Origin of the sequence: Dermacoccus sp. Ellin185, from assembly GCF_000152185.1 — a bacterium.
Taxonomy (GTDB): Bacteria; Actinomycetota; Actinomycetes; order Actinomycetales; family Dermatophilaceae; genus Dermacoccus; species Dermacoccus nishinomiyaensis.
In genome coordinates, this window is the sequence record NZ_AEIQ01000099.1 from 23,963 (window position 1) to 39,591 (window position 15,629).

Sequence of the window (15,629 nt, forward strand, 5' to 3'; positions counted from 1 at the left end):
ATCCCAGGCTCAGACTTCGCCAAGGGTCGGGGGGTATCTCCTGGCTCTAACGATTGCCTAACGGCACCCGCGCGCCCGGCACCAGACCGGTGATCGGCGGCGAGGTGACGAGGTGCGCGACGGCGTCGCGGTACGCCGGACGCTCCATGGTGGTGATGCCCAGGCTCGCGAGGTGGTCCGTGCGCCACTGCACGTCGATCAGACGCGGCCCGGGCTCGGCGAACACGACCTCGCTCAGCGCCCACAGCGCCACCTTCGATGCGTCAGTCGCGACGTGGAACTTCGACTCGCCGGCGAACAACCCACCGAGCGCGAGCCCATAGAGGCCGCCGACGAGTTCGCCGTCCTGTCTCACCTCGATCGAGTGCGCCACCCCGAGGCGGTGGAGTGCGCCGTAGGCCGAGGCGACGGCGGGGGTGATCCACGCGCCGTCACGGCTCGGGTCGGCGCAGGCGGCGACAACGTCGTCGAACGCGGTGTCGATGCTCACCTCCATCGTCCGGCCCGAGCGACGCAGGCTGCGGGAGACGTGGAAGTCACCGCGACGCAGGACGCCGCGCTCCAGCGGCGACCACCAGCCGAGCGGTTCGCCGCCGCCCTCCCCCAGACCCATCGGGAAGACGCCCTGGGAGTACGCCCCGACGATCGTCGCCGGTTCGAGGTCGGCGCCGAGGGCGACGAGGTCGTCATCGGCGTCGAAGTCGGCGTCGGCGAAGTTCCACCGGCACTCGAGCTCGAGCGGGTTCACGACCGCCGATCACGCAGGCGCGCCGCCACCTCGCCTGCCGCGGCGTCACCGTAAGCCGCGCGGAAGCGGTCGAGGAAGGCGGGCGCCTTCAGCACGTACTCCTGGGTGCCGACGGTCTCGATGACGTGAGCGGCGAGCACCGAACCCAGCTGGGCGCAGCGCTCCAGCTCGAGCTGCCACGACAACCCGGCCAGGAATCCAGCGCGGAAGGCGTCGCCGACGCCCGTCGGGTCGACCGCCTGCGCGATCTGGGCGACGGGCACGTCGATCGTCGGCTCACCGCGGCGGTGGATGCTCGCGCCGTCCTTGCCGCGGGTGATGACACGTACCCCGACGCGGTCGAGGATCTCGTCGGCGCTCCAGCCCGTCTTCTGCTCCGTGAGGTGCGATTCGTACTCGTTGGTGAACAGGTACTGCGCGCCGTCGATGATGTCGCGGATGAACGCGCCGTCGCCGAAGGCCAGCTGCTGGGAGGGGTCCGCGACGAACGGGATGCCCCGACGCCGGCACTCCTGCGTGTTGCGACGCATGCCCTCCGGGTCGTGCGCGCCGATGAGGACGAGGTCAAAACCCCCGTGGCGCTCGGCGATCGGGCCGAGTTCGACCTCGCGCCCCTCCGACATCGCACCCGGGTAGAACGACGCCATCTGCGCCATGTCGTTGTCGGTCGTGCAGACGAAACGCGCGGTGTGCTGCGTCTGCGAGATGCGCACCTCAGAGGTGTCGACGCCATGACGCTCCAACCAGGAGCCGTAGTCGGCGAAATCGGCGCCCACGCACCCGATGAGGATCGGGCGCAGGCCGAGGTTGCCGAGGCCGAACGCGATGTTGCCCGCCACGCCTCCGCGGCGGATCTGCAGGTCGTTCACGAGGAACGAGACCGAGATCTTGTCGAGCTGCTCGACGACGAGCGAATCGGCGAAGCGCCCGTCGAACGTCATGAGATGGTCGGTTGCGATGGAACCCGTCACTGCGATCTTCACCGCATCAACCTACCGTGAAACGCGTTCGGCGCCCACGCTGCCATCGCAGCAGTGGGCGCCGAGGCGGAGCCGATCGGATCAGCTGAAGCTGTCACCGCACGCGCAGGAGCTGCCCGCGTTCGGGTTATCGATCGTGAAGCCCTGCTTCTCGATCGTGTCGGCGAAGTCGATGGAGGCGCCGTCGAGGTACGGCGCGCTCATGCGGTCGACCACGACCTCGACGCCACCGAAGTCGCGCACGAGGTCACCGTCGAGGGTGCGCTCGTCGAAGTAGAGCTGGTAGATGAGGCCCGAGCAGCCGCCCGGCTGCACGCCGACGCGCAGGCGAAGGTCGTCACGGCCCTCCTGCTCGAGCAGGCTCTTCACCTTGGCTGCGGCGACGTCCGTCAGAATGACGCCGTGGGTGGCCGTCTCGGCCTGGGTGTTCGTCTCCACCGTCATCGTGGATCGATCCTCTCTCACGTCTTCGGTCCTGGTGGTCTCCAGGCCGTTCTTCGTGCAACACCGCGGCGGCCCGCCGTGTTCCCGCCCCACCTTACGCGCCGCCGAGGCGCGCCAGTGACGAGCGGACCGGCTCGAGCACTCCGACGACGGCGGCAGCCGCCGTCAGGCACGCGATGGCGGCGAGCAAGAACACGAACCGCCAGACGAACGCAGGGACGTGACCGACGCGCGCGAGCTCCATCGCGTCGTCACGCCCGACGTGGGGGCGGAACAGCTCGAGCGCGGAGCGCAGCCCGCCGACGAGCAGGAACCACGACGCGCTCGCCACGACGACGTTCGTGACGGGATCGGAGGCCCAACGTAGCGTCGCGACGAGCAACGCCCCGACGCACGCGATGACGACGACGCCGAACGCGTTGCGCAGGAGCAGTGCCATGAGTGCGACGACAACGGCGCCGGCGACGAGCCAGATCCGCGCCTGGTCTGCGCGCAGGGCGACCAGACCCCCGAGCCCGACGATCCCGGGCGCCGGGTACCCGGCCAGGAGGGTCAGCACGACGCCGAGCCCACCCTGTCGGCCGACGCTTACCGCCTCACCTGACGAATCACGGTTGAGCCGCACCGAGCGCACGCTGCGCCCCGCGAGAAGAGCGACGAGGGTGTGCCCCGCCTCGTGGACCGCGGTCACGGCATGACGCAACGGGCCGAACAACCAGCCTGCCAGCGCGCACACGGCACCGACGACGGCGCTCAGCAGCATGAGGTCGTCATTCATGTCCCGACATCGCCCCCTCGGGATGGATGAGGCTCTTGACCCCGGCCTTCACCACAGGCACCCGACAGCGGGTGAGGCCACGCGCCATCACGCAGGCCTCACCCGTCGTCGTCGAGCGCCCCGTGTCACGCGCCGTCCGAGGCCTTCGCGACGCGCTGCAGGAGAACCGCCTCGGCGAGGCAGACCTTCGCGAACTCGCCGAGGTGCAGCGATTCGTTCGCGCCGTGCGCGCGGGTGTCGGGGTCTTCGACACCGGTGACGAGCAGCGCAGCGTTGGGCATCATCTCCGCGAACAAGGAGACGAACGGGATCGAGCCGCCGATGCCGACGTCGACGGGGTCGCTGCCCCAGGCGTCACGGAAGGCGGCGCGGGCCTCGTCGTAGAGCGGGCCGGTGGCGTCGGCGTCGAAACCGGAACCGATCTCCTCGAGCTCCACCTCCACCTGCGCACCCCACGGTGCGTGGGAGCGCAGGTGCTCGGCGAGCGCCTCGTAGGCGGCCTGCGGGTCCTGCCCGGGGGCGACGCGCAGCGACAGCTTGGCTCGCGAACTCGCCGCGAGCGTGTTGCTCGCGACGTCGACGCCCGTCGCGTCGAGCCCGATGACGGTGATGCTCGGCCCACGCCACAACCGCGCGGTCAGCGGGCCCGTGCCGATGAGCTGCGTGCCCTCGAGCATGCCGGCGTCGCGGCGCAGCTCCTCGGGCGTGTAGTCGATGTCGACGTTCTCGTCGGAGTCCAGCCCGGCGACGGCGACGCTGCCCGCGTCGTCATGAAGCGTTGCGAGCAGGCGGCACAGCGTCGTCAGCGAGTCGGGGACGGCGCCCCCGAACATGCCCGAGTGCACCGAGTGCGCCAGGGTGCGGACGGTGACGACGGCGCGGACGGTGCCGCGCAGGGTCGTCGTCAGCGCCGGCGTGCCGACGGCCCAGTTCGCTGAGTCGGCGAGCACGAGGACGTCGGACGTCAGCTCGTCCGCGTACGTGCGCAGCAGTGCGGGCAGGGAGTCGGAGGCGATCTCCTCCTCCCCCTCGATGAAGAGGGTGACGGTGCAGGGCAGGTCGTCGCCCCAGGCGCGGATCGCGGCGATGTGCGCCATGACACCGGCCTTGTCGTCGGCCGCGCCGCGGCCGTAGAGGCGACCGTCGCGCTCGGTCGGTTCGAACGGCGGGCTCTGCCAGTCGGCGTCGTCACCGGGGGGCTGGACGTCGTGGTGGGCGTACATGAGGACACGCGGCGACCCTGCGGGTCCTTCCTTGTGCGCGATGACGGCCGGGCGGCCGCCCTCGGAGACGACCTTGACGTCCATCCCCTCGGCCTCGAGCAGCTTCGCGACGGCGCGCGCGGAGTCGTCGACGTGCTGTTGGTCGAACGATCCGAGGGAGACGCTGGGGATGCGCGTGAGGGCCTTGAGGTCCTCGACGACGCCGGGCATGAGGGTGGCGATGCGCTGGCGGAGATCCTCCGGGGCGCCCGCGTTCACGGTGGCAGTCACAGCCGCCACGGTATCCCCCGCGCGCCCGTGTCGGCGATGGGAGGCGCGCGGGCGTGACGTAAAGTGGCGCGGGTGCGAGCAGTGAAGAAGAAGACGAGCAGCGGCGCCACCGCCGTCGGAGCCACCGCGGTCGAGAAGGATGCGACGCGCGAGCCGGCCGCCCCGACGAATGATGCGGCGCACACTCCGCGCCCCGGTGCGAAGAACCGCCCGACGCCTAAGCGCAGGGACCAGGAGGCCGCTCGTCGGCGCCCCCTCGTCGAGACCGACCGCAAGGCAGCCAAGGCGGCAGAGAAGGAGCGCGCACGCGAGGCGCGCGCCCAGCAGCGCGCAGCCGCCGATCGTGGCGAGGAATCCGCGCTGCCGCTGCGCGACCGCGGCCCCGAGAAGCGCTACATCCGTGACCGCGTCGACGCCCGCCTCAGCCTGGGCGAGGTCGCGATGCCGCTCATGTTCATCCTGATCTTCTCGTGGTTCCTGCTGCCCAAGCTGGCCGCCATCACCCTGGCGCTCGTGTGGGTCATCGTGCTCGCGGGCCTCATCGACTCTGCCCTGCTGTGGCGCCGCATCAAGAAGGACCTCATCGCCAAGTTCGGTGCCGTGCCGCGCGGCGGCGCCCTCTATGCGGTGACGCGCTCGATGCAGATGCGCCGCCTGCGCTTCCCCCGTCCGACGGTGAAGCGGGGCGACACGGTCGCCTGACGCGCCTCACCTCGGCACGTCCAGAACGAACGCATGACGAAGGGGGTCGCACCATCCGGTGCGAGCCCCCTTCGTCATGTCGTCAGAGGAGACGCCGCCGAGGCGGGAGGCGCTCATCGCGTCAGCTGCTGCGCGTCTGCACCTCGACGAACGGCGGCTTCGTGACGACGGCCTCGAGCATGCGACCACGCACGTCGACGACGACCTGGTCGCCCTCGGCGAGCATTGGCGAGACGAGCGCGAGCGCGACGCCCATGCCGAGAGTCGGCGAGAACGTCCCGGACGTCACCTCGCCGAGTTCAGCGCCCTCGGCGTCACGCACGATGCAGTGCGCGCGCGGGATGCCGCGGCCGGTGAGCTTGAGGCCACGCGAGATGCGGCGCGGGCCCTCGGCCTTCTCCTTGGTCAGGGCGTCCTTGCCCCAGAACGCGTCCTTCTTCCAGCCGACGGCCCAGCCGGAGCGCGCCTGCACGGGCGTGATGTCGAGCGAGAGATCCTGCCCGTGCAGGGGGTATCCCATCTCGGTGCGCAGGGTGTCGCGCGCCCCGAGGCCACAGGGCAGACCCTCGTAGGGGGCCGCGGCCTCGACGAGGGCGTCCCACAGCGCGAGGGCATCGTCCCAGCGGCAGACGAGTTCGTAGCCGCGCTCACCGGTGTAGCCGGTGCGGCACACGGTGACGGGGCGGCCCTGCCAGTCGGCCTCGTCGAAGCTCATGTAGTCGTGGTCGACGGGCAGAGCGAGTGCGGAGACGACCTCGTCGGACTTGGGACCCTGGACGGCGAGCACGGCGTATTCCTCGTGCGCGTCGGCGACCTCGATACCCTCCGGCGCGGCCTCCTCGAGGCGGCGCACGACCTCGGCCGTGTTCGCGGCGTTGGGGATGAGGAACAGATCGTCCTCGGCCTTGACGTAGACGATCAGGTCGTCGACGACCCCGCCGCTCTCGTCGCAGCACATCGTGTACTGGGCCTGGCCGGGCCCGATCTTGCGCAGGTCGTTCGTCAGGCACGAGTTGACGAAGTCGAGCGCGCCGGCACCCTTCACCGTCGCCTTGCCCAGGTGGCTCACGTCGAAGATGCCGACGCGCTCACGCACCGCTGTGTGCTCGCGCACGACACCTCCGCCCGGATACTCGATGGGCATGTCCCATCCTCCGAAGTCGGCCATCTTCGGCCCGAGGGCGCGGTGACGCTCGTCGAGGGGCGAGAGCTTGTTCTCAGTCATGCCTCGAACCTACCGCGCCCACCACGTCCTACGGGCCGTTAAGCTCGCCCCAGCAGCACGCACGCCGATGACCTCGGCATCACCCACGAAAGGGGCCCCACATGGTCGACATCACCCTCAGCGACAAGAGCGCGGACGCCATCGCAGCCGACGCCACCGTCGTCCTCACCGCACCGACGAAGGACGGCGCCCGCGTCATCGACCCCGTCGGAGTCTCCCCCGCCGCCGTCAAGGCGCTCAACGAGGCTCTCGCGACGCTCGAGGCGAAGGGTCGCGCCGACGAGGTGCTGCGCCTGTCGGGTGCCGGCGACCTGAGCGGCCTCGTCATCGCCGTCGGCTCGGGCGTCGACGCCGAGCAGGCGCCGACGAAGGCCTCCGCGCTGCGTGACGCCGCCGGCGCCGCCGCGCGTTCGCTCACGGGCACCTCGAGCGCCGTCTTCGCCTTCCCCGCGGTCGCCGACGACCTCGTCCAGGCCATCTGCGAGGGCATCGCCCTCGGCGCGTACGCCTACACCGCGTACAAGAGCAAGCCGAAGGACGCCCTCGCCAAGGCAACGCTGCTCGTCACCGACGCGAAGTCCTCCGGCGCCCTCGCGGGCGTCGAGACCGCGGCGGCCGTCGTGACCGCGCAGAACTGGGCGCGCGACCTCGTCAACATGCCGCCGCTCGACCTCAACCCCGCCTCGTTCGCCGACATCGTCCGCAAGCGCATGTCGGGCACCAAGGTCAAGGTCGACATCATGGACGAGAAGGCCCTCGCCAAGGCCGAGTGCGGCGGCCTCATCGGCGTCGGCCGCGGCTCGGCGCGTCCGCCGCGCCTCGTGACGCTGACGTACAAGCCCGCGAAGGCGACGAAGCACATCTCCATCGTCGGCAAGGGCATCACGTTCGACTCCGGCGGCCTGTGCATCAAGCCCGCCAACGGCATGGCGACGATGAAGTGCGACATGGCCGGCGCCGCCGCCGTCGCGGCCTTCCTCGAGGCCGTCGCCGCGCTCGAGCTGCCGGTCGCCGTCACGGGCTACCTGTGCCTCGCCGAGAACATGACGGGCGCCGACGCGCAGCGTCCCGGCGACGTCATCCGCATGCACGACGGCACGACCGTCGAGATCGACAACACCGACGCCGAGGGGCGCCTCGTCATGGCTGACGGCCTGTGCTACGCCACCGAGGAGGAGCCCGATCTCATCATCGACATCGCGACGCTCACCGGCGCGGCCGTGCTCGCGCTCGGCAACCGCACGGCGGCGATCGTCGGCAACAACGACGAGGTGCGCGACGAACTGATCGCGGCCTCCGAGCGCGTCGACGAGCACATGTGGCCGATGCCGCTGCTCGAGCACCTGCGCCCGAGCATCGACTCCGAGGTGGCCGATCTCAAGCACACCGGCGAGCGCATGGGTGGGCTCATCACCGCGGCGATGTTCCTCAAGGAGTTCGTCGGCGAGAAGAACGGCGAGCAGATCGACTGGATCCACATGGACATCGCGGCGCCCGCGTTCAACGAGGGCAGCCCCTACGGCGTCAACCCCAAGGGCGGCACCGGTTTCGCCGTCCGCACCCTCGTCGAGCTGGCTCGCGCCTGATCGAGCAGGCCCGCGGGTGGGAACGGCCGTTTTCCTACCCGCGGGTATTCGGGGCGGGTTTCCGCAACCCCGTCCGCGAGTGACAAGATGGCCTTGATCGGGGAGATCCGCTCGCTGCGAAGTGCCCCGGAGTTCACAACTTCATCCGCGAAACCAAAGTGAATTTTGGATTGAGGAGACCTCCACCCATGTCTGACCGCGTGACCATGCCGGCCCTCGGCGAGTCGGTGACCGAAGGCACCGTGACCCGCTGGCTGAAGAACGTCGGCGACACCGTCGCCGTTGACGAGCCGCTGCTGGAGGTCTCCACGGACAAGGTCGACACGGAGATTCCGTCGCCGATCGCCGGAACGCTGCAGGAGATCCTCGTCGAAGAGGATGAAACGGTGCCGGTCGGCGCCGACCTCGCCGTCATCGGTGACGGCGACGCTCCCGCGTCGTCCGACTCCGGTTCCGACTCCTCCTCCGACGACTCGCAGGAAGCCGAGCCGCAGGCCGAGGCCGACGAGATGAAGGACGAGGCCGCCGAGAGCGCGCCGCAGGCGTCCGAGAGCTCGAACTCCTCGAACGACTCCGCTGCTGAGGTCTCCGGCGGCGAGAAGGTGACGATGCCCGCGCTCGGCGAGTCCGTCACCGAGGGCACGATCACGCGCTGGCTCAAGTCCGAGGGCGACGACGTCGCCGTTGACGAGCCCCTGCTCGAGGTCTCCACGGACAAGGTCGACACCGAGGTTCCCTCCCCCGTCGCGGGCAAGCTGACGAAGATCCTCGTCGCCGAGGACGAGACGGTGCCGGTCGGCGCCGACCTCGCCGTCATCGGCGGCTCGGCCGGTTCGAGTTCCTCCGACGACTCGGCCGAGGCCGAGAAGGCGCAGAAGAACCAGGACGAGGTCGACTCGAAGAAGCAGGACGAGGCCGTCGAGGCCGCGGAGTCGAAGAACGAGACGCCGGCCCCGGTCAAGGACGACGAGGCCGCCGAGAAGGAAGCCCCGGCGGCCGAGTCGTCGGCGAGCGAGGCGCCGAAGGACGAGGCCCCCAAGGCCGGCGCCGGCTCCGACAAGCAGCAGGAGACGTCGACGAAGGTCGACAACTCCGGCACCTACGTCACGCCTCTGGTGCGCAAGATCGCGGCCGAGAACAACATCGACCTGTCGACGATCACGGGCACCGGCGTCGGTGGCCGCATCCGTAAGCAGGATGTCCTCGACGCTGCGAAGAAGGCCCAGGAGCCGAAGCAGGAGGCCGCCCCGGCTGCGTCCGCCGCGGCTCCGGCAGCATCCTCCACCCCGGCCGCGTCGACGACGACGCCGCAGCCGTCCGCCGAGGCTCAGGCCAAGCGCGGCACGACAGAGAAGATGTCGCGTCTGCGCAAGGTCATCGCGCAGCGCATGGTCGAGTCGCTCGCCGTCTCCGCGCAGCTGACGGCCGTCGTCGAGGTCGACCTCACGAAGGTCGCGAGCATCCGTGCGCGCAACAAGGAGAGCTTCAAGTCTCGCGAGGGCGTCAACCTCTCCTACCTGCCGTTCATCACGACGGCTGTCGTCGAGGCGCTCAAGGCGTTCCCGCAGGTCAACTCCTCGGTCGACGGTGACAACATCATCTACCACAACGCCGAGCACATCGGCATCGCGGTCGACACGCCGCGCGGCCTGCTCGTGCCCGTCATCAAGGACGCGGGTGACCTGTCGATCGCCGGCATCGCGAAGAAGATCGCCGACCTCGCCGCTCGCACGCGTGACAACAAGGTGACGCCGGACGAGCTGGGTGGCGGCACGTTCACGATCTCGAACATCGGCTCGAACGGTTCGCTCATCGACACCCCGATCATCAACCAGCCGCAGGTCGCCATCCTCGGCACCGGCGCGATGGTCAAGCGTCCCGTCGTCGTCACCGATGAGTTCGGCAACGACTCGATCGCGATCCGTCAGATAATGAACCTCGTCCTCACCTACGACCACCGCGTGGTCGACGGCGCCGACGCCGGTCGCTTCCTCTCGGCCATCAAGGCTCGCCTGGAAGAGGGCGCCTTCGAGGTGTGATCGTCGCGGGCTAGTCTGACCGCATGACTGGACAGCGCATCGCCATCACCGGTTCCTCCGGAGTGATCGGCGGTGCGCTGTCATCATGTCTGCGTCGCCGCGGCGACACCGTCATCCGGATCGTCCGACGACCGGCGGTCACACCCGGCGAGGTGACGCTGCCCGAGGCCCGCAGCTCGAACAGCCGATTGGTCGAGACGCTCGCCACCGTCGATGCGGTCGTCAACCTGGCCGGGGCGGGCGTCGGGGATCATCGGTGGAGCCGCGCGTACAAGGACGCGATTCGCGAGTCGCGGATCGAGACGACGTCGAGGCTCGCCGACGCACTGGCGGAGGTGCCACAACGGATTCGTCTCGTCTCGGCTTCGGCGATCGGCTTCTACGGCGATCGCGGTGACGAGGTGCTCGACGAGACGAGCGCACCCGGGGAAGACTTCCTCGCTCGCGTCTGCATCGAGTGGGAAGCTGCGGCGATGAGGGCTGCGAAGCGCCACGACGTCGCCCTCGCGCGCACCGGTCTCGTCATGACGGGCGAGGCCGGAGCGTTCGCTCCCCTCCTGACGACGACGCGGCTGGGCGCAGGGGGCCCATTGGGTTCGGGGCGGCAGTGGTGGAGCTGGATCACGCTGCGTGACGAGGTGCGCGCGCTGGTGTTTCTTCTCGACCACCCCGACGTCGTCGGGCCCGTCAACCTCGTCGCACCGCGCGCGAGTCGGCAGGCCGATCTCGCACAGGCACTCGCGCGCTCGCTGCGGCGCCCCGCTGCCCTGCGCGTACCGAAGGGGGCATTGCGCTTCGTCCTCGGTGAGATGGCCGACCAGGTGACCGCGTCGACGCGGGTACGCCCCCACGTGCTCGAAGCTGCCGGGTTCGACTGGCAGGACGAGAACCAGGACCAGGCGCTCGACCGGCTCGTCGCGTCGGCGCTCTGACCGGCGCGCGTCGGGAGGCTGATCGGGCGCGTGGCGCGCTCTCGTCCGGTTCATGGCGGAGATGCGCCTCAGCTCGCTGACCAGGACGAGATGCGCCAGCCCGTGCCGTCGTGGCTGAGGACGAGCCGGACGTCATCGTGACGCGCAGCAACACGCTCGCTCGCGGTCTTGGTGCGGACGTCGTACCCCGACGTCGTGATTCGGCTCGTCAGGCACACCTGGCCACCGCTGCATGACGTCGGCGTCAGCGCGCCGATCGCGTAGCCGAGGCCGTCGTACGACGCGCCCTGCGCGCTCGCCCGCGTGAAGGCCTGCAGGTCGTGCGTGTGAGCAGCCGAGCCCGGCACGAGGCACCGGCCCAGGCCTTCTCGATCCAACGTCGACCAGGCCTTGGCCCGGCAGTCGAGCAGCGCCACGACCTCCTGACGCGTCGGAGCCGTCATCGTGGGCGTCTTCGCACCGGACGCGGGCACCGCCGTCCCCGCCTCCGGGTTGGTCGAGGGCGACACCGCGTTCGGCATCGTCTTCGACGGCGGTGCGGGCGTCACCGCCGTCGAGGACGTCGTCGAGTTCGCCGGTGTCACACCAGGGTTGGCGCGCGCGTAGGCCGCGCTCGTCGAAGATCCGGCGTCATTCGCCGAGTCTCCGCCTGCGTGAACGGGCCACATCGCTGCTGCTGTGACGACGCACGCCCCCAGCAGCGCCGCGGGCACCCAGCGACCAGCTCTCCAGCACGCGCCCGCCGCGTCAGCACGTCGCCCAGCGTCGACGGCCCCTGGACGCCACGTCCGTCTTCCCCCGACCTCGCCGCGGGTTTCAGCGCCACGACGCCCCCGTCGCCCACGACGTCCGCCCCTGAGTGACGACCCATGGCGCTCCGCGTCGGCCGGCTCGAGGAACTGCCGCCGCTGCGCCTCGTCCCGCAGTCGTCGCGTGATCGACTCACCAACGGCAGGGGTGTCACTCCCCTCGCCAATCGGCACGGCGGTCGGCACGGGCACCGGGCGTGCGGTGGCGACACCGCGCAGCCGGGTCGCCAGCTCCGCGGCGTGCGGGCGCGACGACGGCGTCTGTGCGAGGCACGCCGTGATGAGGTCGACGAGCGCGTCCGGCGCGTCGGGCAGGACGTCGACGAGGTGCGGCCGCAGCGCTGCGACGGGCGGCGGCATCCCCAGGAGACAGAACCAGGCGAGCGCCCCGAAGGAGTACACGTCGGCCGCAGCGCTGGGCGGTTCGCCGTCGACGATCTCGGGAGCGACGAACCCGTAGGTGGCCCAGTCGGCCCCGTCGGCGCGTGCCGCGACACGCGTGGCCCCCAGGTCTGCGATCGCAGGGCGTCCCTGGTGGTCGAAGAGAATGTTGGACGGGGTGAGGTCGGCGTGCACGCATCCTCGGTCGTGGAAACCCGCCATGGTCGCCGCGACCGGAGCGAGCGCCGTCACGCACTCGCCGACGGTGAGTCCGCCGCGTCCTCGCACGACGTCGTCGAGGCTGCCTCCGGCCATGTACTCGAGCACGAGCGCGCTGTGGCCCTCGGCGCTCGTCGTGAGATCGAGGGCCTCGACGACGTGGGGCCCCGCGTGGCGCCGCAGCATCCGCCATTCCGAACGCGCCGTGATCGCGGGTTCCGTGCCGACCTTGATCGCGACGGTGCCCTGCGGCCCGGTGGCGCGCCACACCGACGAGCTGCCGCCCTGCCCGATGAGCGCTTCGATGGTGTATCCGGCGATCGTGGGTGCGGTTGCGTCGGGCATGGTGACTCCTGGGTTCGGCGTGCGAGGGGCGCCGCGGTCGGCGTCACTGGTTCCACTGTCGCCCAGGAGGGCCGAAGCGTGCGTCGAGTTATCCACAGGCAGGCCGGCGGCCGTCGCGGCGTGTCGGAGAGTACGCTCGGGGGATGCGTATCCAGCACCTCGGCTTCGCCCCTGACTTCGTCGACTACGAGCAGGCGTGGGAGGTGCAGCGTCAGGTCCACGCCGACGTCGTCGCGGGCGGCGAGGACACGGTTCTGCTGCTCGAGCACTCCCCCGTCTACACGGCGGGCAAGCGCACCGAGGCGCACGAGCGTCCCTTCGACGGCACGCCCGTCGTCGACGTCGACCGCGGCGGCAAGATCACGTGGCACGGTCCGGGTCAGCTCGTGGGCTACCCGATCATGGCGCTGCCCATCCCCATCGACGTCGTCGCGCACGTGCGTCGCCTCGAGCAGCTCATGATCGACGTGTGCGCCGAGTTCGGCGTCGACGCCGACCGCGTGGAGGGACGTTCCGGCACCTGGGTGCTCGCCGACGACAAGGGCCCCGACCGCAAGATCGGCGCCATCGGCGTGCGCGTCTCGAAGCGCGCGACGATGCACGGTTTCTCGCTCAACTGCGACTGCGACCTGTCGTGGACGCAGACGATCGTGCCCTGCGGCATCGCCGATGCCGGGGTGACGACACTGAGCCGCGAGGTCGGTCGTGACGTCACCGTCGCCGAGGTGCTCCCTGTCGTGGAGCGTCACCTGTCGGCGATCGTCGCCCCGTCGAAGGCGGCGTGAGCGCCGTCCGCGTACTCGCCGGGAAGTTTTCACCCGCGTACGCTGTTGTTCTGAGCGCTGGCGCGCATCTTCGCGCCGTGTCGCCCTCAATCGCCAAGCCGAGGAGTGCTTTTCTGTGACCGTCGCGCCCGAAGGCCGTCGACTGCTGCGCGTGGAAGCGCGCAACGCCGAAACGCCCATCGAACGAAAGCCGAGTTGGATCCGCACCACGGCGAAGATGGGCCCGGAGTACAACTCGCTGCAGAATCTCGTCAAGGGTGGCGGCCTGCACACCGTGTGCCAGGAGGCCGGCTGTCCCAACATCTTCGAGTGCTGGGAGGACCGTGAGGCCACGTTCCTCATCGGCGGCGACACCTGCACGCGACGCTGCGACTTCTGCGACATCGCGAGCGGCAAGCCGTCCGCCCTCGACCTCGACGAGCCGCGCCGCGTCGCCGAGTCCGTCCGTGAGATGGGCCTGCGCTACGCCACCGTCACCGGCGTCGCGCGCGACGACCTGCCCGACGGTGCCGCGCAGCTGTACGCCGACACCGTGCGCCTCATCCACGAACTCAACCCGAACACGGGTGTCGAGATCCTGCCGCCCGACTTCGGCGCCGTCCCCGAGCTCGTCGGCAAGGTCTTTGACGCCCGCCCCGAGGTGTTCGCCCACAACCTGGAGACGGTACCGCGCATCTTCCGACGCATCCGCCCGGCGTTCACGTATGAGAAGTCGCTCAAGGTGCTGACGATGGCGCGCGAACAGGAGCTCGTGACGAAGTCGAACCTCATCCTCGGCATGGGTGAGGAGGAGCACGAGATCGACCAGGCGCTCGTCGACCTGCACGAGGCGGGCTGCGACATCATCACGATCACGCAGTACCTGCGCCCCTCGAAGCTGCACCACCCGATCGACCGGTGGGTCAAGCCGGAGGAGTTCGTGCACTGGTCCGAGCGTGCCGAGGAGATCGGTTTCTCCGGCGTCATGGCGGGTCCGCTCGTGCGTTCCTCCTACCGAGCCGGCCGTCTGTACGCCCAGGTCATGGCCAAGCGCGGCCAGGAGCTGCCGGAGAACCTGCTGCACCTCGCGGAGGCGGCGTCGTCGCCGGCGCGTCAGGAAGCTGCGTCTTTGGTGGCCCGCGCCGAGACCCGCGTATCCTGACCCCATGGCATCAACCTCCCCCACCAACGAGCCCAAGAAGTCGCGGTTCCGCCGCGGTTCGAGCGGCGGCGCCACGAAGGCCGACGGTGCGTCGAGCACGAGAGGCGAGGCCAAGGAGCCGGGCCGCTCCGCTCAGTTCCGTCAGGTGTTCGAGACGGCGCGCGCCAACGACCCCGCGCTGCTGGCGTGGATGATCGGTGCGTTCGCGCTCGTGTTCGTGCTGCTGCTCATCATCGGCTTCAGTATCGGCCACCCGATCTACCTCGGCATCATCGGCGTGCTGCTGGGTGTGCTCGCCGCACTGCTCGTGCTCGCCCGCCGCGCGAACACCGCGATCTACAAGTCGATCTCGGGTCAGCCGGGCGCGAGCGTCGCCGTCATGTCGTCGCTGCGCAAGGGCTGGTTCGTCGAGCAGGAGCCCGTCGGCGTCGACATGGGCCGCAACCGCCAGGTGCGCGACCTCTCGGGTGCCGCGATGGTGTACCGCGCCGTCGGCAAGCCGGGCGTCGTGCTCGTCGCGGAAGGCCCCAAGGGCATGGCCGAGCGTTTGCTCTCCAGTGAGAACAAGCGCACGACGCGGGTGCTCGGCCCCGAGGTTCCGGTGCACACGCTGCGCGTCGGCACCGACGAGGGCTCCGTCCCCGTCGAGCGTCTGCAGAAGGACATGCAGAAGATGCCCAAGGTGCTCACCGACGACGAGGCCGCTCGCATCACCAAGCGCTTGCGCGCCCTTGGGTCGGGCCGCCCCGCAGCTCCGGCCGGTATCGACCCCACGAAGGCACGCGTCAACCGCGCCGCGATGCGTGGCCGCTGAGCCTCCCACGCACGAACACGAGAGCCCGCCACCTCGAGGTGGCGGGCTCTCGTGTGTTCTGGGGCTTGTCGCGTGGCCCGCGCCCACGTGGTGCGACGCGGCGATGCATGTCGTCCCATCCGGGTGACGGGGCGTGCGGCGGGGCAACCCGCATGGGTCGTGCCGTGAAGGTCATGCTGCCTGGGGCGTGCGCGCGGCGAGCGTCAAT

At 70.2% G+C, this 15,629-nt stretch carries 14 protein-coding genes; 7 read left to right on the forward strand and 7 right to left on the reverse strand.

Annotated features, from left to right (window positions below; all coding sequences use genetic code 11):
- Positions 1–46 precede the first annotated feature (46 nt).
- From aat to HMPREF0321_RS11255, 5 genes are all read right to left on the reverse strand, one after another.
- On the reverse strand, positions 47–748 hold the full coding sequence (aat, locus tag HMPREF0321_RS11235; RefSeq protein ID WP_006946588.1) for a leucyl/phenylalanyl-tRNA--protein transferase: 702 nt from the start codon (positions 746–748) through the stop codon (positions 47–49).
- Positions 745–1,731 (reverse strand): carbohydrate kinase family protein, encoded by a 987-nt coding sequence (locus HMPREF0321_RS11240; RefSeq protein WP_006946602.1) that lies wholly within the window; start codon positions 1,729–1,731, stop codon positions 745–747. The genes aat and HMPREF0321_RS11240 overlap by 4 nt, the downstream gene beginning before the upstream one ends.
- Positions 1,732–1,809: 78 nt before the next feature.
- Positions 1,810–2,172, reverse strand: coding sequence for an iron-sulfur cluster assembly accessory protein (locus HMPREF0321_RS11245; protein WP_006946562.1), 363 nt, complete (start codon positions 2,170–2,172; stop codon positions 1,810–1,812).
- A gap of 94 nt (positions 2,173–2,266) precedes the next feature.
- Positions 2,267–2,950, reverse strand: coding sequence for a M50 family metallopeptidase (locus tag HMPREF0321_RS11250; protein ID WP_006946591.1), 684 nt, complete (start codon positions 2,948–2,950; stop codon positions 2,267–2,269).
- Positions 2,951–3,075: 125 nt separating this feature from the next.
- A complete protein-coding gene (locus HMPREF0321_RS11255; RefSeq protein WP_006946573.1) occupies positions 3,076–4,443 on the reverse strand; it encodes a dipeptidase in 1,368 nt (455 codons plus the stop codon).
- 72 nt (positions 4,444–4,515) lie between these two features.
- Here HMPREF0321_RS11255 and HMPREF0321_RS11260 point away from each other — a divergent pair, with 72 nt between their 5' ends.
- Positions 4,516–5,145, forward strand: coding sequence for a DUF3043 domain-containing protein (locus HMPREF0321_RS11260; protein WP_006946565.1), 630 nt, complete (start codon positions 4,516–4,518; stop codon positions 5,143–5,145).
- Positions 5,146–5,266: 121 nt separating this feature from the next.
- Here the strand turns inward: HMPREF0321_RS11260 and gcvT are convergent, their stop codons facing one another.
- Positions 5,267–6,370: a glycine cleavage system aminomethyltransferase GcvT gene (gene gcvT / locus HMPREF0321_RS11265; protein WP_006946532.1), complete on the reverse strand. Its 1,104-nt coding sequence runs from the start codon at positions 6,368–6,370 to the stop codon at positions 5,267–5,269.
- A gap of 101 nt (positions 6,371–6,471) precedes the next feature.
- On the opposite strand from gcvT, the gene HMPREF0321_RS11270 reads away from it, so the two are divergent.
- From HMPREF0321_RS11270 to HMPREF0321_RS11280, 3 genes are all read left to right on the forward strand, one after another.
- Positions 6,472–7,956, forward strand: a complete 1,485-nt coding sequence (locus tag HMPREF0321_RS11270) for a leucyl aminopeptidase (protein WP_006946582.1) — start codon at positions 6,472–6,474, stop codon at positions 7,954–7,956.
- A gap of 188 nt (positions 7,957–8,144) precedes the next feature.
- Positions 8,145–9,995, forward strand: coding sequence for a 2-oxoglutarate dehydrogenase, E2 component, dihydrolipoamide succinyltransferase (gene sucB / locus HMPREF0321_RS11275; protein WP_006946555.1), 1,851 nt, complete (start codon positions 8,145–8,147; stop codon positions 9,993–9,995).
- A gap of 23 nt (positions 9,996–10,018) precedes the next feature.
- Positions 10,019–10,927, forward strand: a complete 909-nt coding sequence (locus HMPREF0321_RS11280; protein WP_006946521.1) for a TIGR01777 family oxidoreductase — start codon at positions 10,019–10,021, stop codon at positions 10,925–10,927.
- A gap of 68 nt (positions 10,928–10,995) precedes the next feature.
- On the opposite strand, the gene HMPREF0321_RS11285 is transcribed toward HMPREF0321_RS11280, so the two are convergent.
- Complete coding sequence (locus tag HMPREF0321_RS11285) at positions 10,996–12,681, reverse strand: serine/threonine-protein kinase (protein ID WP_006946649.1); 1,686 nt, start codon at positions 12,679–12,681, stop codon at positions 10,996–10,998.
- Between the two features lie 143 nt (positions 12,682–12,824).
- Between HMPREF0321_RS11285 and lipB the strand changes: the two genes are divergently transcribed.
- From lipB to HMPREF0321_RS11300, 3 genes are all read left to right on the forward strand, one after another.
- On the forward strand, positions 12,825–13,466 hold the full coding sequence (gene lipB / locus HMPREF0321_RS11290; protein WP_006946636.1) for a lipoyl(octanoyl) transferase LipB: 642 nt from the start codon (positions 12,825–12,827) through the stop codon (positions 13,464–13,466).
- A 115-nt stretch (positions 13,467–13,581) separates the two neighbouring features.
- Positions 13,582–14,607 carry a lipoyl synthase gene (gene lipA / locus HMPREF0321_RS11295; protein ID WP_006946581.1) on the forward strand — a complete coding sequence of 342 codons (1,026 nt, stop codon included), beginning with the start codon at positions 13,582–13,584 and terminating at the stop codon, positions 14,605–14,607.
- Positions 14,608–14,611: 4 nt separating this feature from the next.
- Entirely contained in the window at positions 14,612–15,421 is an 810-nt protein-coding gene (locus HMPREF0321_RS11300) for a DUF4191 domain-containing protein (protein ID WP_006946616.1), read from the forward strand.
- Positions 15,422–15,629: the final 208 nt, after the last annotated feature.

Bases quoted from the DNA above. Each gene is read 5' to 3' on its own strand.
- HMPREF0321_RS11270 (WP_006946582.1), top strand. From the start codon at position 6,472: ATGGTCGACATCACCCTCAGCGACAAGAGCGCGGACGCCATCGCAGCC.
- HMPREF0321_RS11285 (WP_006946649.1), bottom strand. From the start codon at position 12,681: ATGCCCGACGCAACCGCACCCACGATCGCCGGATACACCATCGAAGCG.
- HMPREF0321_RS11245 (WP_006946562.1), bottom strand. From the start codon at position 2,172: ATGACGGTGGAGACGAACACCCAGGCCGAGACGGCCACCCACGGCGTC.
- HMPREF0321_RS11280 (WP_006946521.1), top strand. From the start codon at position 10,019: ATGACTGGACAGCGCATCGCCATCACCGGTTCCTCCGGAGTGATCGGC.
- HMPREF0321_RS11250 (WP_006946591.1), bottom strand. From the start codon at position 2,950: ATGAATGACGACCTCATGCTGCTGAGCGCCGTCGTCGGTGCCGTGTGC.
- HMPREF0321_RS11300 (WP_006946616.1), top strand. From the start codon at position 14,612: ATGGCATCAACCTCCCCCACCAACGAGCCCAAGAAGTCGCGGTTCCGC.
- gcvT (WP_006946532.1), bottom strand. From the start codon at position 6,370: ATGACTGAGAACAAGCTCTCGCCCCTCGACGAGCGTCACCGCGCCCTC.
- lipB (WP_006946636.1), top strand. From the start codon at position 12,825: ATGCGTATCCAGCACCTCGGCTTCGCCCCTGACTTCGTCGACTACGAG.
- sucB (WP_006946555.1), top strand. From the start codon at position 8,145: ATGTCTGACCGCGTGACCATGCCGGCCCTCGGCGAGTCGGTGACCGAA.